Genomic DNA, 23,806 nt, shown 5'->3' with positions numbered 1-23,806 from the left:
CCGGGCGTGTCAGAGTGCTGGGACAGGAGGATACGGTAAGTGGAGGCTTATTCGGATTTCGCTTATGTATATGATATTTTCATGGATAATACGCCCTACGAAAAGTGGGGCGGATTTGTGCTGGACAGATTAAGACGGGCCGGGATTGAGGACGGCATCCTGCTGGATTTGGGATGCGGCACCGGAAATATGACGGAGCTTCTGGCGGATGCAGGCTATGATATGATTGGCGTGGATTTGTCGGAGGAAATGCTGAATGTGGCCATGGAAAAAAGGGCGTGCTCCGGCCATGAAATCCTTTATCTTGCACAGGATATGAGGGAGTTTGAGCTTTATGGAACGGTGCGCGCCGTTGTCTGTTTCTGTGACAGCCTCAATTATCTTCTGGAGGAAGAGGAGCTGGCGCAATGTTTCCAGCTGGTGAATAATTATCTTGATCCGGGCGGGCTCTTTATCTTTGATTTTAATACGGTTTATAAATATGAAACGGTGATAGGCGATGCCACGATTGCTGAAAACCGGGATAACTGCAGCTTTATCTGGGAAAACTTCTATGACAGTGAGGATCAGATCAATGAATATGATCTGACTGTTTTTGTGGAGGAGGATCAAAAAGAGGGTCTTTACCGCAGATTTACGGAAACCCATTACCAGCGGGGATATAGGCTGGATCAGATAAGGCGTCTGCTGGAGGAAAGCGGGCTTGCGTTTGTGGAAGCCCTGGATGCGGACACGATGCAGGAGGTGACGGAGAAGAGCGAAAGAATCTTCTGCATCGCCTCGGAACATGGAAAATGTGGGACAGGAGAAGCAAAATGAAGGATTATCTGGTAAGAGCAACGGCTGCGGATGCCCAGGTGAGGGCATTTGCGGCGACAACAAGGCAGACGGTGGAAACAGCCCGGCAGAACCATAATACCAGCCCGGTGGTAACGGCGGCTCTGGGGAGACTGCTTACGGCAGGCGCCATGATGGGCAGCATGCTGAAGGGAAAAGAGGATCTTCTGACACTCCAGGTAACCGGCGACGGCCCTATGGGCGGCATGACGGTTACTGCGGACAGCATGGGCGGCGTCAAGGGCTATGCCAATGAACCGCAGGTGATACTTCCTGCCAACAGCCAGGGAAAGCTGGATGTGGGAGGCGCTGTAGGAAGCGGGATCCTGCGTGTCATCCGGGATATGGGGCTGAAGGATCCGTATGTGGGCCAGACCGCTCTGCAGACCGGTGAGATCGCGGAGGATCTTACCTATTATTTTGCCACCTCTGAACAGGTTCCTTCCTCCGTGGGGCTAGGCGTGCTGATGGAAAAGGACAATACCGTGAAGCAGGCGGGCGGCTTTATTGTGCAGCTTATGCCGTTTGCAGAGGAGGAGACAATACAGAAGCTGGAAAGCAACCTGTCAAAAATCCGTTCGGTAACCTCCCTTCTGGATGAAGGCGTTACACCGGAGGGGCTTTTGGAGCTTGTCCTGAAGGGCATGGATTTTCAGTTCCTGGAAACCAGGGATGTTAAGTTTGCCTGCAACTGCAGCAAAGAACGGGTGGAAAAGGCGCTGATCAGCATCGGACGCGAAGAAATCGGAAACATGATTGCGGATGGGGAAACCATTGAAGTAAAATGCCATTTCTGTAATAAGGGCTATCATTTTTCCATACCGGAGCTGAAGGGGTTACTTGAGAAATGCGGGAATAAATAGCTGTGTCCGCCGTCTTTGGCGGCAGGCCGGACGGGCTGGGAGAAAGGCGCTTTCTGCCGGCCTGATTTGTATCATATTTTAGCCGAATGTACGCATTGGCGTGCAGAATAGGAGTGAAAATTGAAACATGGTTATGTAAAGGCCGCAGCCCTGACTCCCGGAATCAGGGTTGCGGATACGGTTTATAATACGGAGCAGATAAAGAAAGGGCTGGACGAGGCTTTTGCCGAAGCAGCGAAAATTATCGTTTTTCCTGAGCTTTGTATCACCGGCTATACCTGCCAGGATCTTGTTTTCCAGGAAACGCTGCTTAAGGGGGCGACGGAAGGCTTAAAGGAAATCAGGGAATATACCAGAGGGCGGGACGCGCTTGTTTTCGTAGGGCTTCCTTTGGAAAAAAGCGGGAAGCTGTTCAATGTGGCGGCGGTTCTCCAGAACGGGAAAATCCTGGCATTTATCCCGAAGGAAACCATACCCAATTATGGTGAATTTTATGAGGCGCGGTATTTTGTGGCAGGAAATGCGGAAGCGGAAAACTTTATGTTTGACGGAGAGAAAATCCCGTTTGGCACGCATATCCTTTTCTGTGTGGATGCAGTGGACGGGCTGCAGGTTGCCTGTGAAATCTGCGAGGATGTGTGGGCGGCGGAAACACCTTCCACCTCCCATGCGATGGCCGGAGCGACCGTAATCGTGAATCTGTCCGCTTCCAACGAAACGGTAGGAAAGGATGCCTACCGGGAGGATTTGATAAAGAGCACCAGCGCCCGCCTGATTTCCGGTTATGTGTATTCCAGTGCGGGTGAGGGGGAATCCACGCAGGATCTTGTTTTCAACGGTCATAACATAATTGCGGAAAATGGCACGATTCTGTCCCGGGCCAGACGCTTTGAGAATGAATCCATATATGGGGAAATCGATGTTCAGAGGCTGCGTCATGAACGCAGGCGCATGAACACCTTCCTGAGGAATAAGGAAGGCTATCTGTATCTTCCGGTGCATATGGAAAAAACGGATACCGTCCTGACACGCAGGTATGACAGCATGCCCTTTGTGCCCTCGGATGAGGCGAAAAGAAACCACCGCTGCGATGAGATCCTTTCCATCCAGTCCTTCGGCCTGAAAAAGAGATATCAGCATATCGGCTGCAAAACGGCGGTCGTGGGTATTTCCGGCGGACTGGATTCCACACTGGCGCTTCTCGTTACAGTACGCACCTTTGATATGCTGGGGCTTCCCAGGGAAAATATCCATTCCGTTACCATGCCCTGCTTCGGAACGACGGACAGGACCTATGATAATGCCTGCAGGCTGGCCAGTACGCTGGGCACCACTCTGTCCGAGGTGAATATCAAAGAGGCGGTCAGTCTGCATTTCCGTGATATCGGACAGGACAGCGATGTACATGATGTAACCTTTGAAAACAGCCAGGCAAGAGAGCGCACCCAGGTGCTGATGGATATCGCCAACAGAGCAGGCGGGCTGGTGATCGGAACAGGCGACATGTCCGAGCTGGCATTGGGCTGGGCAACCTATAACGGGGATCACATGTCCATGTACGGTGTGAATGCGGGTGTGCCGAAGACGCTGGTGCGTCATCTTGTAAAATATTATGCGGATACCTGCGGGCAGGAGGAACTGAGGGAGATTCTTCTGGATGTGCTTGACACTCCTGTCAGCCCGGAGCTTCTTCCCCCGGTGGACGGCAAAATCAGCCAGAAGACGGAGGATTTGGTAGGGCCTTACGAGCTGCATGATTTTTTCCTGTATTATATGCTGCGCTGCGGCTTTGAACCCTCCAAGGTGTACCGGATTGCCAGGATGTCCTTTGCGGGAAAATATGATAATGCAACTATTTTGAAATGGCTGAAGAATTTTTACCGCCGTTTTTTCCAGCAGCAGTTCAAGCGTTCCTGTCTGCCGGACGGACCGAAGGTGGGAAGTGTGGCGGTATCTCCCAGAGGGGATCTGCGCATGCCCTCGGATGCCTGCGCGACGCTGTGGCTGAAGGAAATTGAAGGGCTGCAGGCGGAGTAAGATGGCCTTTGGAATGAAAAAGAATAAGAAAAACAGCGGTGGCTATTCAGCCGCCGCTGCCGTTTCCGCCGGAGTATCCGCTGAGGTCTCCGGCGTATTTTCTGCCGTATTTTCCGCTGCGTTCTCCTGATTGCTTTCCGGCGTCGTTTCTGCCGTGTTTTCAGCGGAGGGCGTGCTTTCTGCGGGAGCGGCGGGAGTTGTTTCCTCTATGGGTTCCAGAGAGGTTTTGGATTTTGTACTTTTTTCTTTCGTGCTGCCCGGGTTCTTTTCCGCTTTTGAAAGAGCATTGGTGATGGCATCGAGCAGTACCTGAGAGGTATACTTATTGTCATCGGAATAAGTAATATCGTCCAGAGACTGCTTTTCGCAGATCTGGGCAGCCAGATCATTCAGAGCCGGCTCCATCAGCGGGTACATGGTCGTTACCGCTTCATCCAGGTTCACAAGCCGTATGGAGTTGATATTGTTATCGTCCACAACGACCTCCACATCTACTGCGGAATTTCCCAGAATCAGGGAAGTTGTGTATTTCCCAGGGGTATAGCGGCCTTCATCGGCGCCGGTTGCTTCCGGCGTTGTCTTTTTCCCGGGCAGGAACATGATAATGAGAAGAAGCAGGAAAAGTATTCCCAGCACCACAAAGATGCCGGTATATATCAATTCTTTTAAGTGCAGTACGACTATTTTGGTCTTGGAACTCATATCAATATCCCCGATTCATGTTGTTTATACAGTTTACTCCGCATGGGGGATTTTTATTACTGAAAGTTTTCTTGGGGTGGTGGGGGCCCGGCGGAGGAGAATTGTCCTGGCGGTGGGGGGCGCGGGGAGATTTGCACAGGGGGCGGGGTGTGAGGGGGTTCCCGGATGCTATTCAGTTTTGGGCTGTTTCTAAAAGCCTCCGGCAGTCGCTTTGGCGGCCCTGATACGGCAGGAACTCGTCGCAGGCTCCTCGGACAGCTGCCGTATTGCGGGCAAAGCGTCTGTCGGAGGCTTTAAGAAACAGCTCCAAAACTTCGTAAGCATCCGGGAATCCCCCTCACACCCCGCCCCCTGCGCAAATCTCCCCGCGCCCCCACCGCCAGGACAATTCTCCTCCGCCGGGCGGGTAGGTTGTGAAGGGGAAAAAGGATAGGACAAAAGGACAGGGCAAAAGGACAGGGAAAAAGAACAGGGCAAAAAGGGAAGGGAAAAGGGCAGGGTAAAAAACAGGGCAGGGTAGGAGGAAAAAAAGAACTGGGCGGGGGTGTAGATGGGGGGAATGGATTTCAGATGCATTCCAGGACCATGACGTGTTCGCCGTGGATGTCTTTTTCGCCGTTGAAGCGGAAGCCGTAGTGGGTGTAGAGGGAGGCGGCCGGGGCGTTGCCGGGGTTTCGCAGCTTTGGGCTGAAATGGGAGAAGCTGGGGGCGGCGGCCGGCGGAGTGATATGTCTTGTGGTGCATGCGGTTTTGGGGCTGGCGCCGGAAACGTTTGTTGTGGGGCTGTGTGATTTCATTATTATTTATGGGATGCTGGCGGTCCGGGATTATACAGGGAATGCCTGGGGCTGTGTGCTGATTTATTTTTTCTTCTGGAATGCGTTAGCTTAGCGGTGAAACACGGCTGCGGAGAGTAAAAAAATGTTGACAAATCCGGGGAGCTGCTGTTAGTATATGGAAGTAGGGCAACGGCGTTCTTACCAGTGGGGTAGGAGCGCTTTTTTTCGTTTGATGGGATATATGCAATAGTTCAAATGGCTGAACTGTTACGAAGTGTTATCAATAAGCAAGGGGATTATTTTGCAGGGAAAGGAATGGTAGCTATGCAGTTAGCGGGAAAGAAGTATACGAAAGAAGATATCCTGAGACTGGTGGAGGAGGAAGATGTGGAGTTTATCCGTTTGCAGTTTACGGATATGTTCGGCTGTCTGAAAAATATGGCCATTACCTCCAGCCAGCTGGAAAAGGCGCTGGATAACCGGTGTATGTTTGACGGTTCGGCGATAGATGGTTTTGTGAAAATAGAGGAATCGGATTTATTTCTGCATCCGGATTTGGATACGTTTGAGATTTTTCCGTGGAGACCGCAGCAGGGGAAGGTGGCGCGGCTGATTTGTGATGTGTACCGGCCGGGAGATAAGCCTTTTGAAGGGGATCCCAGATATATTCTGAAGACGGCGCTGAAGGAAGCGGAGGAAATGGGATATACGTTTTATGTGGGGCCGGAGTGTGAATTTTTTCTGTTCCATATGGATGAAAACGCCATGCCTACGACGATTACCCATGAACAGGCGGGGTATTTTGATCTGGGGCCGGTGGATCGGGGGGAAAATGCGAGAAGGGATATGGTGCTGACGCTTGAGGATATGGGGTTTGTTGTGGAAACCTCCCATCATGAGGCGGCCCCGGCACAGCATGAAATTGATTTTGAATATGATGAAGCGCTGGCGACTGCCGATAATATTATGACCTTTAAGCTTACGGTGAAAACCATTGCAAAAAGACATGGGCTGCATGCTACCTTTATGCCGAAGCCGAAAGCGGAGGTGAACGGTTCCGGTATGCATATCAATATGTCTCTGTCCAGGGACGGAAGGAATATTTTTCAGGACGCCGGGGATGAAAACGGGCTGAGCAGGGAAGCCTATTATTTTATCGGAGGAATCCTGAAGCATATCAGGGCAATTACGGCGATTACGAATCCGCTTGTGAATTCTTATAAAAGGCTGGTTCCGGGATTTGAGGCGCCGGTTTACATCGCGTGGAGCACGGCTAACAGAAGCCCTCTGCTACGGATTCCGGCGGCGGGAAGCGAGAAAACCAGGATTGAACTGAGAAGTCCTGATCCGGCGGCCAATCCCTATCTGGCGCTGGCGGTATGTCTGCGGGCCGGATTGGAAGGTATCCGGGAAAAAACGGAGCCGCCAAAGAGCGTGAACTGCAATATTTTTGCCATGACAGAGGATGAGAAAAAACTGATGGGGATAGAGCGTCTTCCGGGTACCTTGATAGAGGCGGTTGAAGAGCTGGAGAAGGACGAATTTATCAGGGAAACATTGGGCGAGCATGTGGCGAACAAATATATTGAGGCCAAAAAGGAAGAGTGGAACAGGTACCGTGCGCAGGTAACGGACTGGGAGATTAATGAGTATTTGAACCGATTCTGAGCGAAGCTGCTTCATGGCCATACGGGCCATGTGTCGTAACGGGCGCTGCTTCATGGCCGTACGGGCCATGTGCTGTAACGGGCGCTGCGATATGGCCATACGGGCCATGTGCCGTATCGGGAGCTGCTTACAGATGGAGGTACTCATGTGACAAATATCATTGTGGTTTTACCGAAAATAGAGGATGCCAAAAGCATAAAGAATGTTCTTGTGCGTAGCGGCTTTTCAGTGATGGCGGCCTGCAGCACCGGCGCCCAGGCGCTGGGGGCTGCGGATGCTTTATCCGGCGGTATTGTTATCTGCAGCTATAAGCTGATAGATATGGCATATTCGGAGCTATATGATTATCTTCTCCCGGGAATGGATATGCTCCTCCTGGCCTCCCCGGGATATTTAAGCGAGGTCAGCGTGAAGGATATTGTGTGTCTTTCCATGCCCTTGAAGGTGCAGGAGCTGGTCAGCACGGTGGATATGATGTGTCAGTCCAGGGAAAGGCAGAGGAGAAGGCAGCGGCTTGCGCCCAGGGAACGGAGCAAGGAGGAGGAGGCGATTATCAAAGAGGCCAAGGCTTTGCTGATGGAGCGGAACCGGATGACGGAAGAGGAAGCGCACAGGTACATACAAAAGTGCAGTATGGACAGCGGCACCAACATGGTGGAGATGGCGAAAATGGTGCTGGTAACAAGGAATTGACATGAGTGGCTGCAAAGGGACAGGGCAGTTATTTTTCAGGAAAGAAGGAAAAGATACATGAAGATAAATTTTACAAAAATGCAGGGCTGCGGAAATGATTATGTGTATATTAATGGTTTTACGGAAAAAATCCCGTTGGAAAAGAAGCCTGATTTTGTCAGACGGATGAGCGACCGGCATTTCGGGATCGGAGGAGATGGCGTGATTTTTGTGAATTCGTCCAGTCTGGCGGATTTTGAAATGGAGATGTACAATGCGGACGGGACGCGGGCGGAGATGTGCGGGAATGGCATCCGGTGCGTGGCGAAGTTTGTGTATGACAAAGGGCTGACGGATAAGACGGAAATTACTGTTGAGAGCTTCGGACAGGTGAAGTATCTGCGGCTTTTTACGGAGAATGGCAGGGTGAAGCAGGTGCGTGTGGATATGGGGGAGCCTGTGCTCAGGGCGGAGGAGATCCCTGTTGTATGTGACGGTGAGCAGGCGGTGGCTGAAGCGATTGAGGTGGAGGGCAGGAGTTATGAAATGACCTGTGTTTCCATGGGAAATCCTCATGCGGTGGTGTACATGGAGGATGTGGCAGGTCTGGAAATTGAAAAGACAGGGCCTTTTTTTGAGAATCATCCCAGGTTCCCCAGAAGGGTGAATACGGAATTCGTGAAGGTTTTGGACAGGAATACGGTGGAAATGCGTGTCTGGGAGCGCGGCTCCGGGGAGACGCTGGCCTGCGGGACGGGCTGTTGCGCTGTGGCTGTGGCCTGTGTGTTAAATGGGCTGACGGAGAGACGGGTGACGGTTAAGGTCCTGGGAGGGGAACTGGAAATCGAGTGGGATGAAAAGAACAACCGGGTTTATATGACAGGGCCTGCGGAGACGGTGTTTGAGGGCTGTGTGGAGGATTGAGAGGAGAAATTTTGATATGTACAGGATAAATGAAAATTATCTGAAGCTTCCGGGAAGTTATCTTTTTTCAACAATTGGGAAAAAGGTGAGTGCGTTTTCTGCGGCAAATCCGGATAAGAGGATCATCCGCTTAGGGATCGGGGATGTGACGCAGCCGCTGCCGGGCGCAGTGGTGGAGGCTTTGCACAGGGCTGTGGATGAGATGGCGGATGCGGATACGTTTCATGGGTATGCCCCGGATTTGGGGTATGAGTTTCTGCGGAAGGCCATTGCGGAAAATGATTTTCAGGCAAGGGGCTGCGCGGTTGAACCGGATGAGATTTTTGTTTCTGACGGGGCGAAGTCGGATTCTGCCAATATTCAGGAAATTTTTGCGGCGGACAGTAAAATTGCGGTGTGTGATCCGGTGTATCCTGTGTATGTGGATTCTAATGTGATGGCGGGCAGGACCGGGAGCTATGATAAGGAGTCGGAGGTCTGGAGCGATGTGATTTATATGCCGTGTACGGCGGAGAACGGGTTTGTCCCTGAGCTGCCGGAAAAGACGCCGGATTTGATTTATTTGTGTTTCCCGAATAATCCTACGGGCTGTACGGTGACGAAGGATCAGCTGCAGGTATGGGTGGATTATGCGAACCGGGTGGGGGCGGTGATTATTTTTGACGCCGCTTATGAGGCGTATATTTCCCAGGAGGATGTGCCTCACAGTATTTATGAGTGTGAGGGGGCGAGGGGCTGTGCCATTGAGCTGCGTTCTTTTTCCAAGAATGCGGGCTTTACCGGCCTGCGCCTGGCTTATACGGTAGTGCCTAAGGATATGGTGTGCGGCGGAGTGTCTTTGCATTCGCTCTGGACCAGGAGGCATGGGACGAAGTACAACGGCGCGCCTTATATCGTGCAGAGGGCCGGGGAGGCTGTTTATTCGGAGGAAGGGAAGGCGCAGATCCGCAGCATGGTGGACAGGTATATGAAAAATGCGCGTTATATTCTGGAGGGGCTTAAGAGCGCCGGGTATGAGGTGTACGGCGGGGTGAATTCTCCTTATGTGTGGATGAAGACGCCGGGGCAGATGGGGAGCTGGGAGTTTTTTGATTATTTGCTGGAACGGGCGAATGTGGTCGGGACGCCGGGAGCGGGGTTCGGGCCGAGCGGGGAAGGGTATTTCAGGCTGACGGCGTTTGGGTCGTATGAGAATACGGTGGAGGCTGTGGAGAGGATTAAAGAGATATAAAGAGGGATTAAGGAAAGTCTTGCTTTTGGGGATGGGTTGTGGTATGATGTGAAACAATTTATAGTAATGGCATTGAACGGGACTCTTGTCAGGGGAAGCGACAGGAATGCGGCGTCACCGACTGAGAGCGCTGCTTGTGTAAGCTGACAAAGGGAACACCCGGGAGCCGGTTATTTGAAATTTCGTGAGAAACGTAGGGTAATCCGTGTAACACGCGTTAAGTGTAAGAGTGGGTAAGGCGGTAAAACACTTTGTTGGAAGTGGCGTCTTATCAATGCGGGTGGTACCGCGGATCCGTTTGGAGTCCGTCCCGGAATGCAGATTGTATGCATTCCGGGATTTTTTTATTTCCGAGGAACGAGCCTGGCAGCCTTGCCTTATATCTGGCGGCTGCCAGGATGGAGTTGAAGGCAGAGAGACTCAGGAAATAAAAGGTTACGGGTTTCTTTAAAATGGTTCCGCCCCGCAGTGGAACTTGCAGACCAGCCACAGAAAAAGGAGACCAAAGTTATGGAATTTTTGACAGGAGTGAAGCAGAAAGAGGTATTGGAAATCGGAGATCTTCTCTTACCGGAGATGGTGGGAAGGGAGGTAAAGGTGAATGGGGCTGTCCATGCCATACGTGATATGGGGACGATAGCCTTTGTCATCCTTCGGAAAAGGGAAGGGCTGGTGCAGTGTGTGTATGAACCGGGTAAGGCGGATTTTTCCTTAAAGGAGCTGAGAGAGGGCGGTGCGGTGGAGGTTTCAGGCTTCCTGGCGGCTTCGGAAAAGGCTCCGGGCGGTGTGGAAATCAGGATGAGGGCGGTGGTTATTCTTTCGGAGCCTGTGCAGGCGATGCCGATTCCCATTTCCAAGTGGAAAATGAATATTTCCCTGGAAACCAGCCTGGATCTGCGTCCTGTCTCTTTGAGGAATATCCGGGAACGGGCGAAATTCCGTATTCAGGATGGGATTGTGAGGGGCTTTCGTGATTTCCTTGTCACACAGGGGTTTACGGAAATCCACACTCCTAAAATCGGAGCCAGGGGCGCTGAGGGCGGAGCAAATATTTTCCGCCTGGATTATTTCCACAGGCCGGCGGTGCTCGCCCAGAGCCCTCAGTTTTATAAACAGATGATGGTGGGCGTATTTGACAGGGTTTTTGAGACCGCTCCGGTGTTCCGGGCAGAGAAGCATAACACAAAGCGTCATTTGAATGAATATACCTCCCTGGATTTTGAAATGGGCTACATTGACGGTTTTGAAGATATTATGGATATGGAAACCGGGGCCCTGCAGAACATTATGGGGCTTTTGAAAAGGGAATACGGCAGGGAGCTGGCCATTTTGGATATCGAACTCCCGGACACTGAGAAAATCCCCTGTGTCCGGTTTGACGAAGCAAAAAGGCTTGCGAGTGAAAAATACGGCAGGCTCATCCGCAACCCGTACGATTTGGAGCCGGAGGAGGAATCGCTTATCGGCAGGTATTTTAAAGAGGAGTATGGAAGCGATTTCGTATTTGTCACCCATTATCCCAGCAAAAAGCGTCCCTTTTACGCGATGGATGATCCCGGGGATCCTGCTTTTACGCTGAGCTTTGACTGCCTGTTTAAGGGTATGGAGATTACCACCGGAGGGCAGCGGATCCATGATTACCATATGCTGCTTGAAAAAATGGCGAAACGGGGCATGACGGAGGAGGGAATGGAGCACTATCTGATGGCCTTCAAATATGGAATGCCGCCCCACGGCGGCCTGGGCATCGGCCTGGAAAGGCTCACCATGAAGCTCGTGGGAGAAGACAACGTCCGCGAAACCACACTGTTTCCCCGTGATTTGAGCCGTTTGGAACCTTAGGGCAGTGAAGAAGTAAAATCAGCTCAAATCACGTGGGATTCTGAGCCGTTTGGAACCTTAGGGCAGTGAAGAAGTAAAATCGGCTCAAATCACGTGGGATTCTGAGCCGCTTGGAACCATAAGAAACTGTCCGGCAGGCCTGCACATTTACTGCGCAGGCCGTACAAAAAAAGGAGGAGAACAACATGGCAAACGTAATAACCGACGCCACCATCGACTACGTAGGCATTCTGGCAAAGCTGGAGCTTACAGGGGAAGAGAAGGAGCAGGCCAAGGCCGACATGGGACGGATGCTGGATTATATAGATAAACTGAATGAAATGGACACGGAAGGCGTGGAGCCCATGAGCCATATATCTGCCGCCGCCAATGTATTCCGGGAGGATGTGGTAACAAACGGCGACGACAGGGAACAGATACTGAAAAATGCGCCGGGATGCAAAGACGGGATGTTTAAGGTCCCCCGTACGGTGGATTAGTTCATAAACGAAACTATGCGTCATGCAGGAAGCCTTGAGTCAGGCGGAAAGAGGTAACAGTTTGGCCGAAGGCTGAACTGTTGCGGAAAGAGAGGCAATTATGAGTCTTATGGAATTTTCGGCCGTACAGCTGGCCGGTAAAATAAAGAAAAAAGAATGTACCTGCCGGGAAGCCGTGAAAGAAGCATTCCGGCAGATAGAGGAAAAGGAGGCAAAGTTTCATTGCTATATCAGCCTGGATAAGGAACGTGCCCTGAAGCGGGCGGAACAGGTGCAGGCAGCAATTGATGCCGGGGAGCTGACCGGGCCGCTGGCAGGCGTGCCGATAGCCGTCAAGGATAACATCTGCACAAAGGATGTTAAAACAACCTGTGCATCCCGCATCCTTTCCAATTTTGTCCCGTCCTACAGCGCAGAAGCTGTGGTGAGGCTGGAGCGGGCAGGGGCTATTATCCTGGGAAAAACCAACATGGATGAATTCGCCATGGGGTCCACAACGGAAACCTCCGCCTTCGGAGTGACCGGGAATCCCTGGAACCCGGGGCATGTGCCGGGAGGCTCCTCAGGCGGTTCCGCGGCTGCGGTAGCGGCGGGAGAATGCTTTGCAGCCCTGGGCAGCGACACCGGAGGATCCATCCGCCAGCCGGCCGGGTTCTGCGGCGTGGTGGGAATGAAGCCCACCTACGGAGCTGTTTCCCGTTACGGACTGGTTGCCTATGGCTCTTCGCTTGATCAGATAGGGCCGCTGTGCAGGGATGTGGCGGACTGCGCGGCAATACTGGAGGTGATCGCAGGACATGACAGCAAGGATTCCACCTCCGTGGATTTTGCTGCCGCAGGGGAAAAAACGGATTTTACCTCCGCGCTGAAGGACGACGTGAGTGGGATGCGAATCGGCATTCCCCGGGATTATTTCGGAGAAGGGCTGCATCCGGAGGTACGGAAGGCCGTCCTGGAGGCAGCGGAGCTTTTGAAGGATAAAGGGGCTGAAGTGGAGGAATTTGATCTTCCTTTGGTGGGATACGCAATTCCCGCTTATTATACCATCGCTTCCGCGGAGGCCAGCTCTAACCTGGAACGTTTTGACGGTATTAAATACGGATACCGTACCAGTGAATACGAAGGACTGCATCAGATGTATAAAAGAACCCGCTCCGAAGGCTTCGGCCCGGAGGTGAAGCGCCGTATCATGCTTGGCTCCTTTGTATTAAGCTCCGGCTATTATGATGCTTATTATCTGAAAGCCCTCCGTGTCAAAGCGCTGATAAAAAAAGCCTTTGACGAAGCCTTTGCCCGTTATGACTGTCTGCTGGGGCCGGTGGCTCCCACAACAGCGCCGGGGCTGGGAGAGAGCCTGACGGATCCGATACGGATGTATCTGGGAGATATCTATACGATTTCCGCCAATCTGGCGGGACTTCCCGGAATCTGCCTGCCCTGCGGCCTGGACAGCCGGGGGCTTCCCATCGGCCTGCAGCTGGTTGGTGACTGCTTCCAGGAGAAAAAACTGATTCAGGCGGCCTTTTCCTATGAGCAGGCCAGAGGCCGTTTCCCGGACTGTCCAGGCCGGGCAGAAGAGACGGCAGTACCAGAACCAGCAGCAGCTGGCAGCAAAGCCGGCGGAACGGATTCTGATGAAAGGAGGCGCGGATAAATGGCAAAGCAATACGAAACAGTAATCGGCCTTGAGGTTCATGTAGAGCTGGCAACCCGGACCAAAATCTTCTGCGGCTGCTCCACCGCCTTCGGCGGAGCGCCCAATACCCATACCTGTCCCGTCTGTACCGGAATGCCGGGCTCCCTTCCCGTACTGAATAAGCAGGTGGTGGAATATGCCATGGCTGTGGGCCTTGCCACCGGCTGTTCCATTACCAGGTTCTGCAGATTTGACCGGAAGAACTATTTTTACCCCGACAATCCGCAGAACTATCAGATTTCCCAGCTCTACATCCCCATCTGCCAAAACGGCTGCGTGGAAATCGAGACGCCTGCCGGGAGGAAGAAAATAGGAATTCATGAAATCCACATGGAGGAGGATGCGGGAAAGCTGATACATGATGAATGGGAGGATATTTCCCTGGTGGATTATAACAGATCCGGCGTCCCACTGATTGAAATCGTATCCGAGCCGGATATGCGAAGCGCCGATGAGGTGATTGCTTATCTGGAAAAGCTGAGGCTTATTATTCAGTACCTTGGCGCCTCAGACTGCAAGCTGCAGGAGGGAAGTATGCGCGCCGATGTCAACCTTTCCGTGAGGGAAGCGGGCGTACGGCAGCTGGGGATCCGGACGGAGATGAAGAACCTGAACTCCTTCAAAGCCATTTCCCGCGCAATAGAAGGGGAACGGCAGCGCCAGATCGAACTGCTGGAGGAGGGAAAAAAGGTAATCCAGGAAACAAGACGGTGGGATGACAACAAGGAATCTTCCCATGCCATGCGTTCCAAAGAGGATGCCCGGGATTACCGCTATTTTCCGGATCCGGATCTTACGCCCATATATATCGGGGAGGATTGGCTGGAGGCTGTCCGCCGGAAGCTGCCAGAATTCCGGACGGAAAAAATGACCCGCTACAGGCAGGAATATGAGCTGCCTGATTATGATATCGAAATTATCACAGGATCCAAACCGCTGGCGGATCTTTTCGAAGAAACCACGAAGCTGTGCGGACAGCCCAAAAAGGTGAGCAACTGGATTATGGGGGAAACCCTGCGGCTGCTTAAGGAAAAAGGTGAGGAGCCGGAGGATATCCGTTTTTCCCCGGCTAATCTGGCGAAGCTGATAGAGCTGACGGAAAGGAAGGAAATTAACGGCAGCGTAGCGAAGAAGATTTTTTCCGTGATGTTTGAAGAGAACGTGGAGCCGGAAGCTTATGCCCTGCGTCACGGATTAAAAACGGTGAATGACGAAGGCCTGCTGCGCAGCACAATTGAGGGCATTATTGCAGACAACCCGCAGTCGGCTGCGGACTTCCGAAACGGCAGGGAAAAGGCGGCCGGCTTCCTGGTAGGACAGACGATGAAAGCCATGAAGGGCAAAGCTGACCCGGCTTTGGTAAATGAAATGGTAAGGGAAATTCTGCAGGGTTAAAAACCGTTTTTTCAGAATGAACCAATATTTTATCAGATAAAAATATGACCGGATGGAACCTGAGTTCTATCCGGTCATACAGATCTTCCCTCGTATTTTGCAGGGAAAGCCAGGCGGTCCGGAAGTTTTAAACGTTACAAACAGAGAAAAAATGTTTTAAAAAGCGTGCAAGTGTTATATTGTTTTTGCCATTTAGACACAGAAATTGCCGTTCGCGCACCAAAACTTGATTTATTGCAACTACTGTGATATTTTTAAATTAACCAGTTTTTGATGGCCGGGATATGTCTTTTCGGCATGAAGGAGGAACCTTATGGGTATTGGCCTGATGGAAAAGGAAATACTGGAGCTTCAGGAAGAAAACTCCCGGCTGAAAATGTTGAGTGAGGCCGACGGCCTGACCGGACTGTACAATCGAATAACTGCTGAAAATATCATTATTGAACGGCTGAAAAAAAATGAGGGCGGCAATTTAATGGTGGTGGATGTAGACGGTTTTAAAAGGATCAATGACAGGTACGGTCATCTGTTCGGAGACGAAGTATTGAAGGGCCTGACGGCTTTGATGAAGGAGATATTTCCGCCGGAGAATGTGGTGGGAAGGTTCGGCGGAGACGAGTTCATTATTTTTACGGTAAGGGAATGCACGCTGCAGGAGGCAATGCAAAAGGGCAAAGAATTAATCCGGCGAATGCAGCTGATGGGTGATAAAATGGGAGTGGAGGGGCGGCTTTCCGCCACCATTGGCGTTGTCGGCTGCAGGCAGGAGGATAACTACACCTCTGCTTTTGACCATGCAGATTATGCCTTGTTCCAGGGAAAGAAGAAGGGGAAGGCAGCGGTATGCAGTTATGATGAGGAGCATGGAAAACCGGAAATCATTTCCGCAGCGGTAAAGAACCATACGGAGGATACCGGAATTGATCTTGATATGGAGTTGCTCTGGATGGAACTGAGAGAAAAGACGTCGCCGCAGGGCGCGTATTGCCAGGATTTTGCAACCTTTAAGCAGCTGTACCGTTTTGTAGAAAGAGGTTTGATGCGTCTGCCCATCAGTGCCTATACAGTTCTGCTGACGCTGGTGGATGACAGGAAGCAGTTCGTTACACTGCAGGATCGGGAATACCTGATGGAAAAGCTGGGGGGGGACAATCTGTGCCTCACTGCGCAGCGGAGATGTCTACACCCGGTACAGCAGCTGCCAGTACCTGCTCATGGTAATAGGGGCCAGCCTGGAAAACGCCTGGAAGGTGGTGGAGCGCATCAGGAGTAACTATGACTGCATTACAGAAAAGTATTCCGTGTATATTGGAGCCAATGTCAGGCCCCTGCTGTGTGCGGGCAGAGGAATTACGGAAATGCAGCGGAAAAGAAATGAAAAGCAAACAGGAGAATGAATGGGGTAAAACAGAGAAATGAACAGAAAATCGGTTGATAAGACAATTTTACAGGTAAATATGCTGGGCGGCTTCTCTCTGGTTTACGGGAAAAAGCCGTTGCCTAATAATTATTCCGGAACATCCAAAATGATGCAGCTGTTTCAGATTCTTTTGTATGCTGGCAGAGAAGGAATTCCCCGGGCGGAGCTGATTGAAAGGCTGTATGGCAGGGAGGAGCTGGAGGATGCCGGAGCCACGCTGCGTGTGAATATTTACCGTCTGCGTAAATATATCCAGAAGCTGAACTGCTTTGAGAATACGGATTGTATCTGGTTCCAGGAAGGGTTATACCGCTGGAATTACTGCGCGGTTCCGCTGGAACGGGATACGGACAGGTTTCGCCTTACAGCTGAAGAGGCGCTTCAGGAGACGGATCCTGACAAGAAAGCGGAGCTGCTTAAGGAAGCCTGCAGAATGTACCGGGGGGAATTCCTTCCGGAGCTGGCCGGCGAGGAGTGGGTTGCCATCGAAAGCTGCAAGTACCAGAAGCTGTACGTGGACTGCATCAATGAGGCTTCCGCTCTGCTGCGGGAAAGACAGGAGTACGAAGAACTTCTGGAACTTAGCGCTCAGGCTTGCGGAATTTACTTTTTCGAGGAATATTATCTGATGCAGATAGACTGTCTGATGGCTCTGGGAAGATATAAGGAGGCCATGGAAATCTATGACACGGCGGCGGCCTTCTACTTTGAGGAGCTGGGGCTGGAGCCTTCGGAGGAAATGCTGGAAAGATTCCGGCAGATGCGGGAGAAGATTCATTACAACGCTTCGGTAATTACCGATATCAAGCAGGGACTTCAGGAAAATGAAGAGAAAAACGGCGCTTACTTCTGCAGCTATCCTGGTTTTGTGGACTGCTACCATATTGTCTGCCGTATGGCGGAAAGAAGCGGGCAGCCGGCTTTCCTGATGCTCTGTACCCTGGTGGACGGGGAAGGCATGCCGCTGACGGAGGATGCCAGGCTGGACAGCTATATGGACAAGCTGAAAAGCGCGATCCGCTCTGCACTGCGCAGGGGAGATTCCTTTACCCGCTACGGAAACAACCAGTTTCTCGTTCTTCTTGTGGGAATCAGGCAGGAGAACTGCGAGATTACCCAGAGCCGTGTTTCCAACTGCTTTTTAAGCTATGGGTTCAGAGGAAAAATATCCATCCGCTATGAGGTGTATCCGGCGGCAGAGGAGAATGAAACTAATCCCCTGTTTTGGTGACAGTGAAGGAGAGAAATCCGTCCTTTGCGGCAAGCCCTTCGCTGACGCAGCCGGTTTCATGCATAAGCCTGTAGGAAGAAACCGTGTCTTCTATCGGCAGCATGATATGGGAAGCGGGAAGATCTGTCAGCTCTTTCCCGTCCACGGACAGAACAATACGGAAGGTTTCCTCCGAAGGCCGGAGTAAAGTTACCGAAAACAGGGAATCATCTTCAGGGATTTGTTCTTCCAGCCAGCTGGTAGGGAGCCGCAGAAGTATGCCGTTATGTTCAAAGGGAATGAAGTCGGGATAGGATCCGGACAGGAGTTTCAGCCTGGCTGCGGAGAGGACAGCTGGCCGTCCCTCAGGGCTTTCCGTCTCTTCAGGCAGATCTGTGGCAGGCTCCTGTATATCCTGAGGGGACATGAAGAAAGTCTCTGTCTCAGGAACAGCGGCGGAACCGGAGGCGGTATCCTGAGCGGGCGGAGTGTCCGGTATATCGGGAGCCGGCTGGGTAATAGGCGGCTTTGTCTGCTGTTCGCTGTCTCCGCCATCACGGTTCCCGTCCACATAGGTGACAGTAGGAGCCGGAAACGGACTGCCGGCTTTATTTCCGGCCGTGGGAAAAGGTATATGAAAATGAATGGCTGGAGGAAGGCGGTCCGTCCCTTGCCGCGGTGGTGGTAAACGGCGCTGCCGGAATGAACTGCTGCCATGAAATACGAAAAAGAAGCGGAAGGCTTCCGGTATTATGGGTCAGCGATCAGGAAGGGTTCCTTGCGGAAAGCAGAAGGATCCCCGTGCAGGAATTCTGGACACAGCCGGTTTCCTGCCGTCTGCTGAAACGGATTATACAATGTATGCTTGCGGAATATAGAAAAAGCAGGCCGTCCGGGTGATGATCGGACAGCCTGCCTTTTTTCATTTTATTCCATATCCAGATATTCCAGGAATTTCACCGCATTATCAACATGCTCCGAATTGACAACGATTCCGAACAGCGCGTCATTGGTAACGGCATAAGCCTGTGTCCTGACAACTCCCGGCGCATCGGCAAGCTGGATGCCGATGGGGATTTCCCCCTGCTCATCATCGGGCACATCATAATAGAAGAAACGATCCTGGTATTTATCAACCAGCTCCTTTGGAAGAACCTCATTCAGATTGGAGAAATATCCCGGATCCGCATAATTGGTAAAGGTCTTGGTATCCGCCATAATGACATCAATTTCCTTGGCGGCGACAAGCGCCATAAGCTTCTGTACATTGGCCATGGTATACTGATCCATAGCCTCCTCCTGGATGGTGAAATTCATCTCCAGGGAAGTGGTGTATTCCTTGGTGTCAATTCCCGCATATTCATTAAAGCCATTCATAAAGGCCTCGGTATCCATCTCCGAATATCCGTTGATGAACAGAGCGGATAATACGCTGTCTTTAGCTGTTGCAATGGTGTAAATCAGGTTCCCGGCAAAAGCGATGACAAGTATAATCACCAGTGCGGGTATCCTGTAATATTCCCAGAAATAGAGAAGCTTTTCTTTCGGTGTTTTTCCCGCAAGCTTTTTGCGCTGGGCTTTGATTTCATCTGAAACGGAATTTCCTTCTGCCATAATCATCCTCACTTCCGCTGCCGCGGCAGCTCTTTTGTCGTACAGCTCAGCCAGGCGAACTGTTATAGGCATCCGGCTGTAAAAAATACTGCGTGATGGGCCGGACGCCAGCTGCCACCGCGTATTCGCACAGACAGCGCAGTTAATGCGCAGGCCTGTCGGAACTGTTGCTTTTTGTTTCCTTATATATGATAGTCGGTTGTTCAAATGATGTCAATGAAGCGTTTTGCCTAACCTCTAAAATTTTTCTAAAATCCCTGTGAATTTTTAGCGAAACCAGGCGGAAAAAGGGATTCTTGCTTGCATGTTACAGCATTTTGTAATATCATATTACCTGAAGATAAAAATGCCGGAAGGGCATTGCAGAATAATAAAGGGTGGTATGTGTAATGGAGACTTACGTAGAATGCATGGTGAAGAAAAAGGCGAACGGATTAATGTCGGCATTGAAGGTTCTGCTGATCGGGATCGCCGTAATCACAGGGCTTCTTGGCTTTATGGGACTGATTGTTTTCCTTATTATAGCGGTAGTGGCCGGAGTGGGGGCTTATTTTGTCAGCCTGAATGCGAATCTTGAATATGAGTATCTGTACGTGGACAAGCAGCTCACCGTGGACAAGATCATGGCGAGAACCAGAAGGAAAAAAGTGGAGACCTTTGACCTGGAAAGAATGGAAATTCTGGCGCCCATCAAGTCCTGGCATCTGGATGATTACAAGAACAGGCAGCTGAAGGTCGTGGATTACAGCAGCGGCGTGGAGCAGCAGCCCGACATCCGCTACAGTATGATATATAATGGAGAAAAGAGGGTAATTTTCGAGCCCAACGCCGAAATGGTAGCGGCTATTAAATCAATTGCACCGAGAAAAGTTTTTACCGATTGACAATCGTCCGCAAGTTTGGTACACTTTTCAAAACAAAACTGTCAGTAATTTACTGGCAGTTTTATATTCACAATTTTTAAGGTTTTATCCGTTCCGCAGTTCCCATTGCGCTTCGGGCAAGGCGGTTCTGCGTCCCCTTTTTCAGGCAGCCCCCTGCGGCCAGGCAGTGCTTTCTGTTCGGGGACGCTCCCGCTCGGTTAAAAACGCAGCAGTACTAACGCCGCAAAGAACGCGGCATAAGGACTGGCGTTTTTAAACGCCCCTTACAGAAAGCACTGCATGGCCGCAGGGGTGCTGCCTGAAAAAGGGGACGCAGAACCGCCTTACCCGAAGCGCAATGGGAACCACGGAACGGATAAAACCGTCAAATCCAATTCAAATGAAAAAACAGGAGGAGAAGAAATGGGTCAGATTATAGGTGACGGCATTACCTTTGACGACGTGCTGCTTGTCCCGGCATATTCCCAGGTAATTCCGAATCAGGTTGATTTGACAACCTGGCTGACAAAGAAGATCAAACTGAACATTCCGATGATGAGTGCAGGAATGGATACCGTTACTGAACACAGAATGGCAATTGCCATGGCAAGGCAGGGCGGCATTGGTATTATCCACAAAAACATGTCTATTGAAGCGCAGGCAGAGGAAGTTGATAAAGTAAAACGTTCAGAAAATGGAGTCATCACCGACCCGTTCTCGCTTTCCCCGGAGCATACACTGGAGGATGCGGACAACCTGATGGCAAAATTCCGTATTTCCGGCGTGCCTATCACCGAGGGACGCAGGCTCGTTGGTATCATTACCAACCGTGATCTTAAATTCGAAATCGATTTTTCAAAGAAAATCAAAGAATCCATGACCTCCGAAGGCCTGATTACAGCCAAAGAAGGAATCACCCTGGATGAGGCTAAGAAAATTCTTGCCAAAGCCAGAAAAGAAAAACTCCCTATTGTAGATGACAATTTTAATCTGGTGGGTCTTATTACCATTAAGGATATTGAGAAAACCATCAAGTATCCCCTTTCAGCAAAGGATGCCCAGGGCCGCCTTCTCTGCGGCGCAGGCGTAGGCATTACCGCCAATGTTCTGGACCGTGTGGGCGCTCTTGTGGATGCAAAGGTGGATGTGGTAGTTCTTGATTCCGCCCACGGACATTCCGAAAACGTGCTCAGATGTCTGCGCATGATTAAGGAAAAATATCCGGATCTGCAGGTTATCGCAGGCAACGTGGCAACAGGCGAGGGCACCAGGGATCTGATTGAAGCCGGCGCAGATGCCGTTAAGGTAGGTATCGGGCCCGGTTCTATCTGTACCACACGTGTGGTTGCAGGTATCGGCGTACCTCAGGTAACGGCAATCATGGACTGCTATGCGGTTGCCAAGGAATATGGGATTCCGATTATTGCGGACGGCGGTATCAAGTATTCCGGAGATATGACAAAGGCCATCGCAGCAGGCGGCAATGTCTGCATGATGGGAAGTATCTTCGCAGGCTGCGACGAAAGCCCGGGAACCTTTGAACTGTATCAGGGACGTAAATATAAAGTATACCGCGGCATGGGATCCATCGCCGCCATGGAAAACGGAAGCAAGGACCGTTATTTCCAGAATGATGCCAAGAAGCTCGTACCCGAAGGCGTGGAAGGCCGCGTAGCCTATAAAGGCACTGTGGAAGACACCGTATTCCAGCTGATAGGAGGCCTCCGTTCCGGTATGGGCTACTGCGGAACACAGACTATCGAGGAACTGAAGGAAAACGGCAGATTCATCAAGATTTCCGCCGCATCCCTGAAGGAAAGCCACCCTCACGACATCCATATCACCAAGGAAGCTCCTAACTACAGTGTGGATGAATAAAAAATGTAAAGGAGCTTACTTTGGAGGCTCCTAACTATATGCAGGTGGAAAATTTCTGACCCGCCGAATCAGGGAAAGCTGTCCCGAAAACTGCAGAAATGCGGTACGGGGCAGCTTTTTTATACCGCAGGCAGGCATCCGGCCATTAATAAGCGCTGCGCAATAGGCCGGTACGGTTGCCTGCTTCTGCTGTGTATTCGTATGCTCCGTGCAGTAAATGCGCAGACCTGTCCGAACGGTTACAATTTACAAATATATATGTTGTCAAACCGCCGCGTTCATCGCAATATGATATTACGTAATTATGCTGTCTGAGTTTCGGGAATGAGCCGGCAGAAAGAGAATATGTGGCAGAGCCTGCTATGCTGAAAAAAGCTCCGGAGACTGAAAAGTCCGCTCCGTCCACTGCACATCACCGGACGGCGGTGCAGGAACATATACCCAACCAGCAGGAAAAATAAACAGAAATGGCATAATCGTCTGCCGGATTATGCGGATAAACATAAAAGCTATGAATCAATATAGGAAGCCATGTAATGTTCGGCCCGAATGTGACGTTTGCCACAGCGGGCCACCCGGTGGAGCCTCTCCTGCGTTCCCGCCAATGTTGTGGCTTATGGAAATCCCTGCAAAGTGGTAAGGGAAATCGGGGAAAAAGACAGAAAATATTATTACAGAGACAGGGAAATCGATCTGGACTGAAAAAAACGGCAGCCAGGAAAATCTTTAAAAAGAGGCGGGACTGAAATAATAAAAATTCAGTCCCGCCAAATTTTTTGCGTCTTAAATGCCTCTCGTCCCGCCCATCCGGCCTGCATCAGCCCGTTTTCATTTAAACAGCGCTGCCCTGAATCCGCTTCCTGAGGTTCCAGTCGGTATCCCCTTTGCCCTTTTGCAGGAATATGGTATCATAAAAGCAGATAATATAACATCAGGTATGCACGCTTGCTGCGCATAAACAGCAGCAGATACAGCTTGAAAGGGAGGCGGCGATATGGGAAACGATCACAGAACCAGAGTAACCAAAATACTGATCCGTAAGGCTTTTACGGATTTGCTGAAAAAAAAGCCCATCCAGAGCATCTCCATTAAGGAGCTGTGCGAAGCGGCCCAGATTAACAGAGGAACCTTCTATACCCACTATGCAGACATTTATGATCTGCTGGAAAAAATGGAAGAGGAAATGATGGAGGATTTTCAGAAAGCGCTGGAGCCTCTTTTGTCCATGGAGCCGGAAGGGCTTACGCCTGTAAAAATAACCACCGGGATTTTTCAGTGCCTGAAGGAAAATGCGGATATCTGTACGGTGACTCTGGGGGATTTCGGCGATAAGGAATTTGCGCTGCGCCTCATTAACCTGGGACGGGAAAAATGTGTGGAGACCTATTCCCGTTACTTTGAAACGGCCACGCCGAAGCAGATTGAATTTTTCTACGCCTTTGTCAGCGCTGGCTGTATCGGCCTTCTCCAGAAATGGCTGGCGGAGGGCATGGTAACAAGCGCCGAGGAAATCGCGGAAATGGCTGAAAATATCATGATGTTTGGTATGGGGGCGTTGAAATCCGGGAATATACAAAAAAACTTTAAAGAATTTTAAGAACTCTTTCCGGTGATAAGATAAAAAAATATGCTATACTCGTAACTATCCGGTGTTTTACGGGCGCAGCTTGCCCTGCACCGGGAAATTCCTGCGGAT

At 51.1% G+C, this 23,806-nt stretch carries 20 protein-coding genes and 1 pseudogene; 18 read left to right on the top strand and 3 right to left on the bottom strand.

The features are described 5' to 3' along the window. Nucleotides 1-39: 39 nt before the first annotated feature. From FYJ45_RS20225 to FYJ45_RS20215, 3 genes are all read left to right on the top strand, one after another. Entirely contained in the window at nt 40-819 is a 780-nt protein-coding gene (locus FYJ45_RS20225; protein WP_276891994.1) for a class I SAM-dependent DNA methyltransferase, read from the top strand. Then, nucleotides 816-1,700 carry an Hsp33 family molecular chaperone HslO gene (gene hslO, locus FYJ45_RS20220; protein WP_154466986.1) on the top strand — a complete coding sequence of 295 codons (885 nt, stop codon included), beginning with the start codon at nt 816-818 and terminating at the stop codon, nt 1,698-1,700. The genes FYJ45_RS20225 and hslO overlap by 4 nt, the downstream gene beginning before the upstream one ends. A 120-nt stretch (nt 1,701-1,820) precedes the next feature. Then, complete coding sequence (locus FYJ45_RS20215; protein ID WP_154466985.1) at nt 1,821-3,737, top strand: NAD(+) synthase; 1,917 nt, start codon at nt 1,821-1,823, stop codon at nt 3,735-3,737. A 42-nt stretch (nt 3,738-3,779) separates the two neighbouring features. Here the strand turns inward: FYJ45_RS20215 and FYJ45_RS20210 are convergent, their stop codons facing one another. Further along, nucleotides 3,780-4,439 (bottom strand): hypothetical protein, encoded by a 660-nt coding sequence (locus FYJ45_RS20210; protein ID WP_320620462.1) that lies wholly within the window; start codon nt 4,437-4,439, stop codon nt 3,780-3,782. Nucleotides 4,440-5,102: 663 nt separating this feature from the next. On the opposite strand from FYJ45_RS20210, the gene FYJ45_RS20205 reads away from it, so the two are divergent. The 11 genes from FYJ45_RS20205 (at nt 5,103) to FYJ45_RS20155 (ending at nt 17,776) form a co-directional block, all read left to right on the top strand. After that, nucleotides 5,103-5,330 carry a hypothetical protein gene (locus FYJ45_RS20205; RefSeq protein WP_154466984.1) on the top strand — a complete coding sequence of 76 codons (228 nt, stop codon included), beginning with the start codon at nt 5,103-5,105 and terminating at the stop codon, nt 5,328-5,330. A 212-nt stretch (nt 5,331-5,542) separates the two neighbouring features. Beyond that, nucleotides 5,543-6,886, top strand: coding sequence for a type I glutamate--ammonia ligase (glnA, locus tag FYJ45_RS20200; protein WP_035322982.1), 1,344 nt, complete (start codon nt 5,543-5,545; stop codon nt 6,884-6,886). 147 nt (nt 6,887-7,033) lie between these two features. Then, nucleotides 7,034-7,579 (top strand): ANTAR domain-containing response regulator, encoded by a 546-nt coding sequence (locus FYJ45_RS20195; RefSeq protein ID WP_276891992.1) that lies wholly within the window; start codon nt 7,034-7,036, stop codon nt 7,577-7,579. A gap of 63 nt (nt 7,580-7,642) precedes the next feature. After that, nucleotides 7,643-8,482 carry a diaminopimelate epimerase gene (gene dapF / locus FYJ45_RS20190; RefSeq protein ID WP_334296513.1) on the top strand — a complete coding sequence of 280 codons (840 nt, stop codon included), beginning with the start codon at nt 7,643-7,645 and terminating at the stop codon, nt 8,480-8,482. 16 nt (nt 8,483-8,498) lie between these two features. Continuing rightward, the gene (locus FYJ45_RS20185; protein WP_154466982.1) at nt 8,499-9,713 is read left to right on the top strand and encodes an LL-diaminopimelate aminotransferase; all 1,215 of its coding nucleotides are present in this window, start codon (nt 8,499-8,501) and stop codon (nt 9,711-9,713) included. Nucleotides 9,714-10,223: 510 nt separating this feature from the next. Next, a complete protein-coding gene (gene aspS, locus FYJ45_RS20180; protein WP_154466981.1) occupies nt 10,224-11,555 on the top strand; it encodes an aspartate--tRNA(Asn) ligase in 1,332 nt (443 codons plus the stop codon). Between the two features lie 185 nt (nt 11,556-11,740). Further along, complete coding sequence (gene gatC / locus FYJ45_RS20175; RefSeq protein ID WP_154466980.1) at nt 11,741-12,034, top strand: Asp-tRNA(Asn)/Glu-tRNA(Gln) amidotransferase subunit GatC; 294 nt, start codon at nt 11,741-11,743, stop codon at nt 12,032-12,034. A 100-nt stretch (nt 12,035-12,134) separates the two neighbouring features. Then, nucleotides 12,135-13,688 carry an Asp-tRNA(Asn)/Glu-tRNA(Gln) amidotransferase subunit GatA gene (gene gatA, locus FYJ45_RS20170; protein WP_154466979.1) on the top strand — a complete coding sequence of 518 codons (1,554 nt, stop codon included), beginning with the start codon at nt 12,135-12,137 and terminating at the stop codon, nt 13,686-13,688. Continuing rightward, complete coding sequence (gene gatB, locus FYJ45_RS20165) at nt 13,689-15,125, top strand: Asp-tRNA(Asn)/Glu-tRNA(Gln) amidotransferase subunit GatB (protein WP_154466978.1); 1,437 nt, start codon at nt 13,689-13,691, stop codon at nt 15,123-15,125. A 313-nt stretch (nt 15,126-15,438) separates the two neighbouring features. Continuing rightward, nucleotides 15,439-16,398, top strand: coding sequence for a GGDEF domain-containing protein (locus FYJ45_RS20160; RefSeq protein ID WP_154466977.1), 960 nt, complete (start codon nt 15,439-15,441; stop codon nt 16,396-16,398). A 142-nt stretch (nt 16,399-16,540) separates the two neighbouring features. Continuing rightward, nucleotides 16,541-17,776, top strand: coding sequence for an AfsR/SARP family transcriptional regulator (locus FYJ45_RS20155; RefSeq protein WP_154466976.1), 1,236 nt, complete (start codon nt 16,541-16,543; stop codon nt 17,774-17,776). Here FYJ45_RS20155 and FYJ45_RS20150 read toward each other — a convergent pair. Then, nucleotides 17,757-18,182, bottom strand: coding sequence for a hypothetical protein (locus FYJ45_RS20150; RefSeq protein WP_154466975.1), 426 nt, complete (start codon nt 18,180-18,182; stop codon nt 17,757-17,759). The genes FYJ45_RS20155 and FYJ45_RS20150 overlap by 20 nt on opposite strands. A gap of 500 nt (nt 18,183-18,682) precedes the next feature. Beyond that, nucleotides 18,683-19,369 carry a hypothetical protein gene (locus tag FYJ45_RS20145; RefSeq protein ID WP_154466974.1) on the bottom strand — a complete coding sequence of 229 codons (687 nt, stop codon included), beginning with the start codon at nt 19,367-19,369 and terminating at the stop codon, nt 18,683-18,685. A gap of 389 nt (nt 19,370-19,758) precedes the next feature. Between FYJ45_RS20145 and FYJ45_RS20140 the strand changes: the two genes are divergently transcribed. The 4 genes and pseudogenes from FYJ45_RS20140 to FYJ45_RS20125 all read left to right on the top strand — a co-directional run bounded on the left by FYJ45_RS20140 (nt 19,759) and on the right by FYJ45_RS20125 (nt 23,707). Further along, nucleotides 19,759-20,253: a DUF6106 family protein gene (locus FYJ45_RS20140; RefSeq protein WP_021638158.1), complete on the top strand. Its 495-nt coding sequence runs from the start codon at nt 19,759-19,761 to the stop codon at nt 20,251-20,253. Between the two features lie 402 nt (nt 20,254-20,655). Beyond that, nucleotides 20,656-22,110, top strand: coding sequence for an IMP dehydrogenase (guaB, locus tag FYJ45_RS20135; protein WP_154466973.1), 1,455 nt, complete (start codon nt 20,656-20,658; stop codon nt 22,108-22,110). A 515-nt stretch (nt 22,111-22,625) separates the two neighbouring features. Next, nucleotides 22,626-22,812: pseudogene (locus tag FYJ45_RS20130) on the top strand (sugar O-acetyltransferase); the annotation flags it as partial. A 292-nt stretch (nt 22,813-23,104) separates the two neighbouring features. Then, nucleotides 23,105-23,707, top strand: coding sequence for a TetR/AcrR family transcriptional regulator (locus tag FYJ45_RS20125; protein ID WP_021638163.1), 603 nt, complete (start codon nt 23,105-23,107; stop codon nt 23,705-23,707). The last annotated feature ends 99 nt before the right edge of the window (nt 23,708-23,806 follow it).

The sequence above is a fragment of the Eisenbergiella porci genome (assembly GCF_009696275.1).
In the GTDB taxonomy this organism is placed as follows: domain Bacteria; phylum Bacillota; class Clostridia; order Lachnospirales; family Lachnospiraceae; genus Eisenbergiella; species Eisenbergiella porci.
Note: the sequence above shows the minus strand (reverse complement) of the source record. Positions and strands in the feature narration are given on the sequence as shown.